The 12,859-nt window shown below is 73.7% G+C and carries 9 protein-coding genes; 7 read left to right on the plus strand and 2 right to left on the minus strand.

Annotated elements, in window-relative coordinates; genetic code table 11:
- Positions 1–108: 108 nt before the first annotated feature.
- Entirely contained in the window at positions 109–2,199 is a 2,091-nt protein-coding gene (locus tag C6376_RS16215; RefSeq protein WP_107444070.1) for a molybdopterin oxidoreductase family protein, read from the minus strand.
- Positions 2,200–2,640: 441 nt separating this feature from the next.
- On the opposite strand from C6376_RS16215, the gene C6376_RS16220 reads away from it, so the two are divergent.
- The 3 genes from C6376_RS16220 (at position 2,641) to C6376_RS16230 (ending at position 6,379) form a co-directional block, all read left to right on the plus strand.
- The gene (locus C6376_RS16220; RefSeq protein WP_107444071.1) at positions 2,641–4,158 is read left to right on the plus strand and encodes an amino acid adenylation domain-containing protein; all 1,518 of its coding nucleotides are present in this window, start codon (positions 2,641–2,643) and stop codon (positions 4,156–4,158) included.
- On the plus strand, positions 4,155–5,525 hold the full coding sequence (locus tag C6376_RS16225) for a hypothetical protein (RefSeq protein WP_254075958.1): 1,371 nt from the start codon (positions 4,155–4,157) through the stop codon (positions 5,523–5,525). The genes C6376_RS16220 and C6376_RS16225 overlap by 4 nt, the downstream gene beginning before the upstream one ends.
- An 86-nt stretch (positions 5,526–5,611) precedes the next feature.
- Entirely contained in the window at positions 5,612–6,379 is a 768-nt protein-coding gene (locus C6376_RS16230; protein WP_107444072.1) for an enoyl-CoA hydratase-related protein, read from the plus strand.
- A gap of 63 nt (positions 6,380–6,442) precedes the next feature.
- Here C6376_RS16230 and C6376_RS16235 read toward each other — a convergent pair whose 3' ends face one another.
- The gene (locus C6376_RS16235; RefSeq protein WP_107444073.1) at positions 6,443–7,120 is read right to left on the minus strand and encodes a vancomycin high temperature exclusion protein; all 678 of its coding nucleotides are present in this window, start codon (positions 7,118–7,120) and stop codon (positions 6,443–6,445) included.
- 179 nt (positions 7,121–7,299) lie between these two features.
- Between C6376_RS16235 and C6376_RS16240 the strand changes: the two genes are divergently transcribed.
- The 4 genes from C6376_RS16240 to dnaG all read left to right on the plus strand — a co-directional run bounded on the left by C6376_RS16240 (position 7,300) and on the right by dnaG (position 12,809).
- Positions 7,300–8,079 (plus strand): sirohydrochlorin chelatase, encoded by a 780-nt coding sequence (locus C6376_RS16240; protein ID WP_107444074.1) that lies wholly within the window; start codon positions 7,300–7,302, stop codon positions 8,077–8,079.
- A gap of 110 nt (positions 8,080–8,189) precedes the next feature.
- Entirely contained in the window at positions 8,190–9,473 is a 1,284-nt protein-coding gene (locus C6376_RS16245; protein WP_107444075.1) for a deoxyguanosinetriphosphate triphosphohydrolase, read from the plus strand.
- A gap of 142 nt (positions 9,474–9,615) precedes the next feature.
- Positions 9,616–10,881, plus strand: a complete 1,266-nt coding sequence (locus C6376_RS16250) for an NAD(P)/FAD-dependent oxidoreductase (protein WP_107444076.1) — start codon at positions 9,616–9,618, stop codon at positions 10,879–10,881.
- A gap of 29 nt (positions 10,882–10,910) precedes the next feature.
- Complete coding sequence (dnaG, locus tag C6376_RS16255; RefSeq protein WP_107444077.1) at positions 10,911–12,809, plus strand: DNA primase; 1,899 nt, start codon at positions 10,911–10,913, stop codon at positions 12,807–12,809.
- Positions 12,810–12,859: the final 50 nt, after the last annotated feature.

A 12,859-nucleotide genomic window follows, 5' to 3' on the forward strand; every position in this document is an offset into this window, starting at 1 on the left:
GCCCGCCGAGCCGAGCAGGGGCTCGCGGAGTCCGAGCGGGAACCCGCCGAGCCGAGCAGGGGCTCGCGGAGTCCGAGCGGGAACCCGCCGCCTCGGCGCAGGGGCTTGTCAGACGGACGGTCCCGCGAGCTCCACCCGCACCGCGCACACCTTGAACTCAGGCATCCGCGAGGTCGGGTCCAGGGCCGGGTTGGTCAGGGTGTTGGCCCGGCCCGCGCCCGGCCAGTGGAACGGCATGAACACGGTGTCCGGGCGGATGCCCGTGGTGATCCGGGCCGGCGCCACCGCCCGCCCCCGCCGGGACACGACCGCCAGCGCATCGCCCTCGGCCGCCCCGAGCCGCGCCGCCAGGCGGGGGTGCAGTTCCACGAACGGGCCGGGTGCGGCGGCGTTCAGCTCGGCGACCCGCCGGGTCTGGGCGCCGGACTGGTACTGCGCGACCACCCGCCCCGTGGTGAGCAGCACGGGGTAGTCGTCGTCCGGTTCCTCCGCGCTCGGCCGGTGCGAGACGGGCGCGAACCGGGCCCGGCCGTCCTCGGTGGCGAACCGGTCGAGGAACAGGCGAGGTGTGCCGGGCGCCGGGCGGCCGTCCTGGCCGGCCGGGCAGGGCCAGAACACCCCGTCCTCCTCCGCCAGCCGTTCGTAGCTGATCCCGGAATAGTCGGCGATCCCGCCCGCGCTGGCCCGGCGCAGTTCCTCGAAGACCTCCTCGGGCTCGACGGGGAAGCCCTTCTCGACGCCCAGCCGCGCAGCCAGTTCGTGCAGCACCGCCAGGTCGCTGCGCACGCCCTCCGGGGCGGTGACCGCCTGCCGGCGCAGCAGTACCCTGCCCTCCAGACTGGTGGTGGTCCCGGTCTCCTCCGCCCACTGGGCGACGGGCAGGACGACGTCCGCCAGGGCCGCCGTCTCGGACAGGACGACGTCGCAGACGGCGAGGAAGTCGAGGGACTTCAGGCGTTCCTCGATGTGCGCGGCGCGCGGCGCGGAGACCACCGGGTTCGACCCCATGAGCAGCAGCGACCGGACGTCGGACCCCAGCGCGTCGAGGAGCTCGTAGGCGCTGCGGCCGGGGCCGGGCAGCGAGTCCGGGTCCACGCCCCACACCTCGGCCACGTGCCGCCGGGCCGCCGGGTCGTCCAGCTTGCGGTAACCGGGCAGCTGGTCGGCCTTCTGGCCGTGCTCGCGCCCGCCCTGCCCGTTGCCCTGCCCGGTCAGACAGCCGTAGCCGCTGAGCGGCCGCCCGGCCCGGCCCGTCGCCAGGCACAGGTTGATCCACGCGCCGACCGTGTCGGTCCCCTTGGACTGCTGCTCGGGGCCGCGCGCGGTGAGCACCATCGCGGCCTCCGGCTCGCAGAACAGCCTCACGGTCTCCCGAAGTTGGGGAACGGACACCCCCGTGATCCGTTCCACGTACTCCGGCCAGTGCGCCATGGCGGCCGCCCGCGCGTCCTCCCAGCCGACGGTGCGCTCGCGCACGTACTCCTCGTCGACCCGTCCCTCGGCGACGATGAGGTGCAGCAGGCCCAGGGCGAGCGCGAGGTCCGTCCCGGGCCGCGGCGCCAGATGCAGGTCGGCCTGCTCGGCGGTCCTGGTGCGGCGCGGGTCGATCACGACGAGCGTGCCGCCGTTCTCGCGCAGCTCGCTGAAGAACCGCAGAGTCGGAGGCATGGTCTCGGCGAGGTTGGAGCCGACCAGGATCACACAGCCCGTGCGCGGGATGTCCTCCAGCGGGAAGGGCAGCCCGCGGTCGAGTCCGAACGCCTTCATTCCGGCCGCCGCCGCGGACGACATGCAGAACCGGCCGTTGTAGTCGATCTGCGAGGTGCCCAGCACCACCCGGGCGAACTTGCCGAGCGCGTACGCCTTCTCGTTGGTCAGCCCGCCGCCGCCGAACACGCCGAGCGCGTCGGGCCCGTGCGCGGCCCGCACCCGGCCCAGCTCGCCGGCGATCCGGTCCAGCGCCTCGTCCCAGGAGGCCGGCACGAGAGAGCCGCCGGACCGCACGAGAGGCGAGGTCAGCCGGACGCCCGGGGCCAGCACCGCCGCCGCCGTGCGCCCCTTGCCGCACAGCGCTCCCCGGTTCACCGGGAAGCCGGTGCGCTCGACCACCTCGACGCCCCCCGCGGGCAGAGGCGACAGGGCCATCCCGCACTGCAGGGCGCAGTACGGGCAGTGGGTGGGCGTCGAGGCGGTCAGCATGCCCCCCAGCGTGCGTCGCCCGTGTTACGCGCCGTGCGGCCTCCTGTTACGGCGGTGTGCTGGCACCCTCCCCGAGCGCCGCGTCCCGGAGTGAGGCACAGGGCGCCCCGCCCTTGAGTCGTCGCCGACCCGCACGAACGTTGCCCCTGTGGACGAAGACGCCACAAGTGACTCATTCCGTGCAGTGGATGTCCGGTTGCGCATGCTTGAAGCTTGAAAAGCCGCCGTTACAGTCGAGTGCGCGCACGACCCCGCAAGGCGCACCACCTCTGCCCCTGCACGGCGCACCATCTCTGCGCGGCGCACGACTCCGCACGGCGTCAGACCGCACGGCGCACAACCCACACCGCGTACGCCCCCGCACCGCGTACGCCCCCCGGGCGAGCCGTCACCGCCGGCCATGTCACCTGCATCCCGAAGCAGCCTGGAGGTCACCCCACCATGCCTCTGCGCCATCTCACCCCCCGTGACCAGGATCTTTTCTGGCGCTACGGCCGCGGCCCCGCCATCGACGTCCCGGACCCGCTGGTCCACCGCGCCGTCGAACGGCACGCGGCCGCCGCCCCGTACGCGGTCGCCGCCGAACACCGCGGCACGAACCTGACCTACGGTGAACTCAACCGGTACGCCGACGCCCTCGCCGCCCGGCTGGTCCACGAGGGCGTCCGCCCCGGCGATCACGTCGGCCTCTTCGTCCGCCGCTCGCTGCCGATGCTCGTCGGCCTGCTCGGCATCCTGAAGGCGGGCGCGGCATACGTCCCCCAGGATATCGGCCTCGCACCCTCCGCCCAGCTCGCGCACGTCGTCCGGGCGGCCGCCACCCGCGTCGTGCTCACCCAGCGCGCGCACGCCGCCCGGATCCCGCGCGGCCCCCGCGTCCTCGCCCTCGACGAGCCCCTCCCGCGCGCCCCCGCGCCGCGCCCCCGCATCGACCCCGACGACGGCTGCTACGTCCTGTTCACCTCCGGTACCACCGGCTGCCCCAACGGCGTGAAGGTCACCCACCGCAACGTCGCCAACCTCCTGTGCACGGAACCCGGCGGCCTCGGTATCCGCCCGGGCGACCGGGTGGCCCAACTCCTCAACATCGCCTTCGACATGGCCGCCTGGGAGATCCTCGGCTGCCTCGCCCACGGCGCCACCCTGGTCGTCCGCGGCAAGGACATCGCGGCGGCCGCCCGCACCGCCACCGTCCTCGTCGCCACCCCGACCGTGCTCGCCGGCATCGACCCGGCGGACTGCCCCCGGGTGCGCACGGTGGCCGTCGCCGGCGAGCCCTGCCCGCGCCCGCTCGCCGACGCCTGGGCGGCCCGGGCCGCCTTCCACAACTGCTGCGGCCCCACCGAGACGACCATCGTGAACACGATGAGCCGCCACGCCCCGGCCGCCCCGCTGCTGACCATCGGCCGCCCCACCCCGAACAACACCGTCTACGTCCTCGACGCCGACCGCCGCGCCCTGCCCATCGGCGAGGTCGGCGAGATGTGGGCCGGCGGCGACTGCGTCTCGGCCGGCTACCTCGGCAACGACGAGCTGAACGCGGAGCGCTACGCCCCCGATCCCTTCCTCGGCAGGGGGCACCGGATGTTCCGCACCCGCGACCTCGGCCGCTGGACCCCCGGCGGCGAGCTCGAACACCTCGGCCGTACCGACGACCAGGTCAAGGTGCGCGGGTTCCGGGTGGAGCTGGACTCCGTGTCGTCGGTCCTCGAAGGAGTTCCGGGCTGCACCCGGGCGGTGACCCTGCGGCGCGACGCCCGCAGCCTGGTCTCCTTCGTCTGCCCGGCCGACGTGGACCCCGACGCGGCCCGCCGCGCGGTGGCGGACGCGCTGCCGTACTACTGCGTGCCTGAGGATGTCATGCCCATGACCTCACTGCCGGAGACCGACCGCGGAAAGATCGACAAGCCGGCGCTGCTGAAGCTGGCCCGCGAGCGGACGGCGGTGGCCTCCCGATGACGACGTCCTCCTCCCCGCCCCCGTCCCCGCCGGCGGCTTCGTCCCCGTCCCCGCTGCCGCCCCCGCCCCGCCCCCGGCCCCCGTCCCGGCTTCCCGCACCCTCCGCCTCCGCACCGACCACCACGCCGCCCCCCGACCGTAGGCCCGCCGAGCTGCCCCCGCTGCTCTCCGCGCCCCGACGTCTGCTCAAACACCCGCGTCTGATGCACCACAACCGCCTCGCGGCGCTGGTGCTGCTGGCCAACCTGGCCTACGCGTACGGGAGCCGGCCGCTGTCCACGGAGGTCCTGGCGCACGCGTCCCTCGCCAACCTCGCCCTGGCCGTCCTCGTCCGCCAGCAGTACGTCATCAACCTGCTGTTCCGGCTGGCGACCTCGGCCCCGACGCACTGGCCGCTGCGGCTGCGCTGGACGCTGGGCAAGGTGTACCACTTCGGGGGACTGCACGTGGGCGGAGCGCTGGCGGGGACCGCCTGGTTCCTGGCGCTGACGCTCCGGACGACCGACGGCTCGCTGCGGGCCGTCGGCTGGACGCTGGTGACGCTGCTCGCCGTGATCGTCGCCACCGCCCTGCCGCCCTTCCGCTCCCGTCACCACGACCACTTCGAGAAGATCCACCGCTTCGGCGGGTGGGGCGCCCTCGCCCTCTTCTGGACGCACACCCTGATGGCCGCTCCCGGCCCCGGACCGGTGTCCGTGCTGGCGCTGGTCACCTTCAGCGTCGCGCTGCCCTGGCTGCGGCTGCGCAAGGTGGACGTACGTCTCGAACGCCCCTCCCGTCATGTGGTGTTGGCGCGCTTCGACCACGGCGTGACGCCCTTCGCCGGCTCCTCTACCGCGATCAGCCGCAGCCCGCTGAAGGAGTGGCACTCCTTCGCCAACGTCCCGGCCCCCGGCGAGTCCGGCTTCCGCCTCACCGTCTCGCGGGCGGGCGACTGGACCGGCGCCTTCATCGACGACCTGCCGCGGAAGGTGTGGACGAAGGGCATCACCACCGCCGGGGTCGCCAACATCGAGGTCCTGTTCACGAAGGTGGTGTACGTGGCGACCGGCAGCGGCATCGGCCCCTGCCTGCCGCATCTGCTCGCCGCCGAGGTCCCCTCCCGGCTGGTATGGGCGACCCGCGATCCACGGGCGACCTACGGCGACGCCCTCGTCGACGAGATCCTCGCCGCCCAGCCGGACGCCGTCGTCCGGGACACCTCACGCGGCGGCAAGCCCGACATGGTGGCGCTCGCGTACGAGGCCTACCGCGACTTCGGGGCGGAGGCGGTGATCTGCATCTCCAACAAGAAGCTGACCTGGCAGGTGGTGCACGGGCTGGAACGGCGCGGCATTCCGGCGTACGGCGCGATCTGGGACTCGTGAGCCCCGGACGGAGCCTGGACAAGAGCCCGGAGAAGAGCCCGGAGCCCGGAAAGGGCCCGGACAGGGACAGGGAAGGCAGCAACACGATGGACAACCTGAAACTGGAACGCGCGGGCGGGGTCGTGACGGTCCGTCTGCACCGACCGCACGTCCTCAACGCGCTGAACGCGGAACTGCTGGGCGAACTCCTGCACGTCCTGCGCCCGTTGGACACGGACGACTCCGTCGGATGCGTCGTCGTCACCGGCTCCGAACGGGCCTTCGCGGCCGGCGCCGACATCAAGGAGATGGCGGGGAAGTCGGCCGTGGAGATGGCACGGGAGGACTACTTCTCCGCCTGGGAGGACTTCGCGGACCTGCGCACCCCGCGGATCGCCGCGGTGAGCGGCGTCGCCCTCGGCGGCGGCTGCGAACTGGCGATGATGTGCGACCTGGTGATCGCGGGGGAGTCGGCGGTCTTCGGGCAGCCGGAGATCAAGCTGGGGGTGATCCCGGGCATCGGCGGCACCCAGCGCCTGACCCGTCTGGTCGGCCGCGCGAAGGCGATGGACCTGGTCCTCACCGGCCGCACGATGGACGCCCGCGAGGCGGAACGCGCGGGCCTGGTCTCCCGGGTGGTCCCCGACGACCGGGTGCTGCCCGAGGCGTGGGAGGCGGCGGCGGCTGTCGCGTCGTACGGGGGCGCGGCGGTGCGGGCGGCCCGCGAGTGCGTGGACAGGGCCCTGGAGACCGGTCTGCGGGACGGCATCCGCTACGAACGCCGCGTCTTCCACGCCCTGTTCGCGACGGAGGACCAGAAGGAGGGGATGGCCGCGTTCCTCGAGAAGCGCCGGCCGCGCTTCACCGGACGCTGACACCCTCGCGCGGCGGGCCCGGGGCGCACGCCTCCCGCCCGCCCGCAGCCCCGTCACCACACCTCACCTGGCTGCCGCCGACGCCCGGGCCACCCCCTGCTCCTTCGGCCCGAGGAACCGGGGATCCGGCTCGAACACCGCGTCCAGGGCGGCCTTTCCGGCCGCCAGGACCTCCCGGGCGCCCCCGTAGTACCAGGTGACGTCGTGCCTGGCGGCGACGCCGACGCCGTAGGAGTCGACGCCCGCCGCCTCGCACAGCGCGACCGCCCGCCGGATGTGGAAGTCCTGGCTGATCAGCACGGCCTCGTCCACGCCGAAGATCTTCTTGGCGCGTACACACGAGTCCCAGGTGTCGAACCCGGCGTAGTCGCTGACGATCCGCCGGTCCGGCACGCCGTGCCTCGTCAGATAGGCGCGCATCGCGTCGGGTTCGTCGTAGTCCTCGCGGCTGTTGTCGCCCGTCACGAGGACGACCTCGATCCGGCCGGCCCGGTACAGCTTCGCCGCCGCGTCCAGCCGGTGCGCGAGGTACGGCGAGGGCTCGCCGTCCCACAGCCCCGCCCCGAACACCACGGCGACCTCCCGGCGCGGCGCCTGCGCCGTCGTGCCGATCCGGTCGGACGTGGACACGTACAGCCAGGTGGCCGGCAGCAGCCCGAGCACGCACCCGGCCATCACGGCCTGCACCAGCCGGCGCCGCCCGGCGCGGGTGCGCGGCAGCCGCGGTCGACGGATGTTCATGAGATCCCCCCGGTCGAAAACCCCTTCGACCAGGGAAGACGCGGCGGGCCGTGATCCGGTTCGCCCTCCCGGCATGTGTCCCGCGCCTCACACCCGGCCCGCCCCGGCGGTGAAGCCCCGGAAAACAGTCGTGACGGTCAGGCAACGGGGGTGCAACCTCGGCCGGGCAGGATGGGTGCATGAGCCAGCCACGCCTCGTCCACCTCGACGGCCGCCGGCGACCCGGCCCGCCCGCGCTGGTCGTCGTCGCCCACGGCAGCCGTGACCCGCGCGCCCTGAGCACCGTCCGCGCGCTCCTGGACGTCGTCCGCGCCGAGCGCCCCGGCCTGGCGGTGCACCTCGGGCACATCGAGCTGAACGAGCCCCTGCTCACGGACACCCTGGCCGCTCTGGACGCCGGCGGCACGACGGACGCGGTCCTCGTCCCGCTGCTCCTCGCCCGCGGCCACCACGTCAAGCACGACATCCCCGAGACGGCGGCGCGGGCCCGGCTGCGCACGCGTGTGGCCGCACCGCTGGGACCGCATCCCCTGCTGGCAAAGACCCTGCACGCACGCCTGACCGAGGCCGGCTGGCGCACGCCGGCGACCGAGCGGGAGCGCCGGTCGAGCGCGGTGGTCCTGGCGGCGGCCGGCTCCCGCGACCCCGACGCGGCGACCGACACCCGCCGCACGGCACGACTGCTCGCCGAACGGCTGGGCGTGCCGGTCGTCCCCGCCTACGCGTCGACGGCGGCCCCGACGGTCGCGACGGCGTTGCGGGCCCTGGCCGCTCGAGGACGCGACCGGGTGGCGGTGGCCTCCTGCTTCACGGCCCCCGGCCGTTTCGCGACGGAGGCCGCGCAGGCGGCCCCGTGGATCGCCGCGGCCCCGCTGGGCGTCCACCCCCTGATGGCGGACCTCCTGCTCCACCGCTACGACCGGGCCCTCGCGGCGGACGGCCGGAGCGACGCCGCCTGAGGGGCGCGCGCAAGCACGCCAACCGCCGTGGACGGTACGAACGCGCCCCCCACGGAACCCGGCAGGCGAGGAGCGCCCCGATTGTCACTCCCGCCGCTTACTGTCGAATCATGGAAGGCACCGCACACCCCGACACCGCCTATGACCCGACGTCAGTCGCCCGCTGGGCCCCCGAGCCCGACAAACGCCCCGGCCGTACCGCCTTCCAGCGCGACCGCGCGCGTGTCCTGCACTCGTCGGCGCTCAGAAGGCTCGCGGCCAAGACGCAGGTGGTCACCCCGGGAGAGCGCACCCCGGAGTGGGACGCGACGCCGCGCACCCGCCTCACCCATTCCCTCGAGTGCGCCCAGGTCGGCCGGGAGCTCGGGGCGGCCCTCGGCTGCGACCCGGACCTGGTCGAGGCGGCCTGCCTCTCCCACGACCTCGGCCATCCGCCCTTCGGCCACAACGGCGAGCAGGCCCTCAACGACTTCGCCCGGGACTGCGGCGGCTTCGAGGGCAACGCCCAGTCGCTGCGCCTGCTGACCAGGATCGAGCCCAAGCGCTTCACGGAGGACGGCTCCGTGGGCCTCAACCTCACCCGGGCCACCCTCGACGCCGCCACCAAGTACCCCTGGCCGCGGGGCGGCCACCCCACCGACGCCGGCTCGCCCAAGTTCGGCGTGTACGACGACGACCGGCCCGTCTTCGACTGGGTCCGCGAGGAGGCCCCGGGCACCCGCACGTGCTTCGAGGCCCAGGTCATGGACTGGGCGGACGACGTGGCGTACTCCGTCCACGACGTGGAGGACGGCCTGCACGCGGGCCATGTCGACCCCAACTGCCTGCACGCCGAACCGGAACGCCAGGAGATCTTCCGGGTCGCCGTGGGCCGCTACGTCCCCGCCGGCACCGACCCGGCCGAGCTCGCCGCCGCCCTCGACCGCCTCCAGGACCAGGAGTGGTGGCCGCACGGCTACGACGGCACGGCGGTGGCCCAGGCCCGCCTCAAGGACGCCACCAGCCAGCTCATCGGCCGTTTCTGCCTCGCCGCCGAGGGCGCCACCCGCGCGCGGCACCACGCCGGCCGCCTCACGCGCTACGGCGCCGAACTGGTCGTCCCGCACGAGACGCGCCTGGAGTGCGCGGTCCTCAAGGCCGTCGCCGACCGGTACGTCATGCAACGCGCCGAACAGGAACGCCTGCGCGCCGACCAGCGCGTCGTCATCGGCGAACTCGCCGAGGCCCTCACCGCCCGCGCCCCCGACGGCCTCGACCCCCAGTTCCGCGCGCTGTTCGACCGGGCCGCCGACGACCGTGCCCGCAAGCGCGTCGTCGTCGACCAGATCGCGTCGCTCACCGACGCCTCCGCCCGCTCGCTGCACCGCCGGCTGACGGCGCACAGCAGACGCTGACCGGCAGCGCCCGGTCCGCCCGGTGCGCCCAAACGGGCCGACAACGCGCCACGGCGGGCGTGATCGGGCACGTCCCCCTTCCCCCATCACCCTGCGTGCGGGACGCTCGCATATGGCGGCACGCTCAACGAGGAGGCATCACGTGGTCGACGCGGATCAGACATTCGTCATCGTCGGAGGAGGCCTGGCCGGCGCGAAGGCGGCCGAAACGCTGCGAGCGGAGGGCTTCACCGGCCGCGTGATACTGATCTGCGACGAACGCGACCACCCCTACGAGCGGCCGCCGCTCTCCAAGGGCTACCTGCTCGGCAAGGAGCCGCGCGAGAGCGTCTTCGTGCACGAGCCCGCCTGGTACGCGCAGAACGACATCGAGCTGCACCTCGGCCAGACCGTCGACGCGATCGACCGCACCGCGAAGACGGTCCGCTTCGGCGACGACGGCACACTCGCCCCCTACGACAAGCTGCTGCTGGCCACCGGCGCCGAGCCGCGCCGCCTGGACATCCCCGGCACCGACCTGGCCGGCGTGCACCATCTGCGCCGGCTCTCGCACGCCGAGCGCCTCAAGGGCGTCCTCGCGGCCCTCGGCCGGGACAACGGCCACATCGTGATCGCCGGCGGCGGCTGGATCGGGCTGGAGATCGCGGCGGCGGCCCGCGAGTACGGCGCCGAGGTCACCGTCGTCGAACCCGAGCCGACGCCGCTGCACGGGGTCCTCGGCCCCGAGCTCGGAAGCGTCTTCGCCGACCTGCACCGCGAGCACGGCGTCCGCTTCCACTTCGGCGCCCGGCTCACCGAGATCGTCGGGCAGGACGGCATGGTCCTCGCCGCCCGCACCGACGACGGCCAGGAACACCCGGCGCACGACGTCCTCGCGGCGATCGGCGCGGCCCCGCGCACCGCCCTCGCCGAGGCGGCCGGCCTGGAGATGGCCGACCGGGCCCACGGCGGCGGCGTCGCCGTGGACACGACGCTGCGCACCTCGGACCCTGACATCTACGCCGCCGGCGACGTCGCGTCCTTCCCGCACGGCCTGTTCGACACCCGGCTGCGCGTCGAGCACTGGGCGAACGCCCTGAACGGCGGGCCGGCGGCCGCCCGCGCGATGCTCGGCAAGGACGTCGCCTACGACCGCGTGCCGTACTTCTTCTCCGACCAGTACGACCTGGGCATGGAGTACAGCGGCTGGGCGCCGCCGGGCACGTACGACGAGGTCGTGATCCGCGGCGACGCGGCCAAGCGCGAGTTCATCGCGTTCTGGGTGAAGTCGGGCCGGGTGCTGGCCGGGATGAACGTGAACGTGTGGGACGTCACGGAGCCCATCCAGAAGCTGATCACCGCCAGGGCCCCGGTGGACACGGAGGCACTGGCCGACCCCCACGTCCCCCTGGACGGTCTGCTCCCTTGAGTGTCGGTGCGCCCCCGTAGAATCACCACGTGGCAGGACGGATCAACGACGAGGACGTGAAGGCTGTTCGGGACGCGGTCCCGATCGACGCCGTGGTGTCCGAGTACCTCCAGCTGCGAAGCGCGGGCGGCGGCAACCTCAAGGGCCTGTGTCCGTTCCACGACGAGAAGTCGCCGTCCTTCCAGGTCAGCCCGAGCAAGGGGCTCTTCCACTGCTTCGGCTGCCAGGAGGGCGGCGACACCATCACGTTCGTGATGAAGGTCGACCACCTCACCTTCTCCGAGGCGGTCGAGCGGCTCGCCGCCCAGGCCGGCATCACCCTGCGTTACGAGGAGGGCGGCTACAACCCCTCCCACCAGCGCGGCGAACGCATCCGCCTGGTCGAGGCCCACAAGATCGCCGCCGAGTGGTACGCGGAACAGCTCGCGCTCAGCCCCGAGGCCGACACCGGCCGGCTCTTCCTCGCCGAGCGCGGGTTCGACCAGGCCGCCGCCGTCCACTTCGGCGTCGGCTACAGCCCCCAGGGCTGGGACCACCTCACCCGCTTCCTGCGCGGCAAGGGCTTCACCGACAAGGAACTGCTCCTGTCCGGGCTCGCCCAGGAGGGCCGCCGCGGACCTATCGACCGCTTCCGGGGCCGTCTGATGTGGCCCATCCGCGACATCGGCGGCGAGGTCGTCGGCTTCGGCGCGCGCAAGCTCTACGAGGCCGACAACGGGCCCAAGTACCTCAACACGCCCGACACGGCGATCTACCGGAAGTCCCAGGTCCTCTACGGCATCGACCTCGCGAAGAAGGACATCGCCAAGTCCAGCCGCGCGGTGGTCGTCGAGGGCTACACCGACGTCATGGCCTGCCACCTGGCCGGCGTCACCACCGCCATCGCGACCTGCGGCACGGCCTTCGGCGGCGACCACATCAAGATCCTGCGCCGGCTGCTGATGGACAACGGCAGCGCCCGCGTGATCTTCACCTTCGACGGCGACGCGGCCGGCCAGAAGGCGGCCCTGCGCGCCTTCGAGGACGACCAGAAGTTCGCCGCCGAGACGTACATCGCCATCGCCCCCGACGGCATGGACCCCTGCGACCTGCGCCTCGCCAAGGGCGACGAGGCGGTCGCCGACCTGACCCGGCCCCGCACCCCGCTCTTCGAGTTCGCGCTCCGCCAGATCGTCGTCCGCTACGACCTCGACACCCCCGCGGGCCGCGCCGCCGCCCTCGACGAGGCCGCGCCCATCGTCGCCCGCATCAAGAACAGCGGCGCCCAGCACGAGGTCGCCGTCCAGCTCGCCGGCATGCTCGGCATCCTGGACACCCAGTTCGTCGTCAAGCGGGTCGCCCAGCTGGCCCGTTGGGCCCGCGACCGGGGCGGCAAGGGCCCGGCGCCGGCCGGTCGCGGCCCCCAGCAGTACGAGGCCTCCCCACGCCAGGCCTCGGGCCCGGCGCTCACCCTGCGCAACCCCGTCTACGCGACGGAACGCGAGCTGCTCAAGCTCGCCCTGCAGCGCCCGGAGCTGGTCTCCCCGGCCTTCGACGCGTACGGGGCCGACGAGTTCACCGCCGCGCCCTACGCGGCCGTCCGCCAGGCCGTCCTCGACGCGGGCGGCGCGGAGCCCGGCGTGCAGGACGGCTCGGAGTACCTGGTCCGCGTCCGGGACATGGCCCCCGACGACGCCGTCCGCGCGATGGTCACCGAACTCGCGGTCGAGCCGATCATGCGCCGCACGGTCGACGAGGTGTACGCGGGCAACGTCCTGGTGCAGGTGCGCCGCCGTGCCGTCGAGCGCCGGGTCCAGGAGATCCAGATCACCGTCAAACGGCTGGAGGCGGGCGGCGACCCGGCGCAGCTGGCCGCCGCCAAGAACGAGCTGTGGGTCCTCCAGCAGTACGACCAGGCGCTGAAGGTGCACGGCCCCGACGCCCTCTGAACAGCACGTCACGGTCCGGACTCAAAAAGTCACCGCACGCCCCTCGTGGC

It is taken from the genome of Streptomyces sp. P3 (genome assembly GCF_003032475.1).
Lineage (GTDB): Bacteria > Actinomycetota > Actinomycetes > Streptomycetales > Streptomycetaceae > Streptomyces.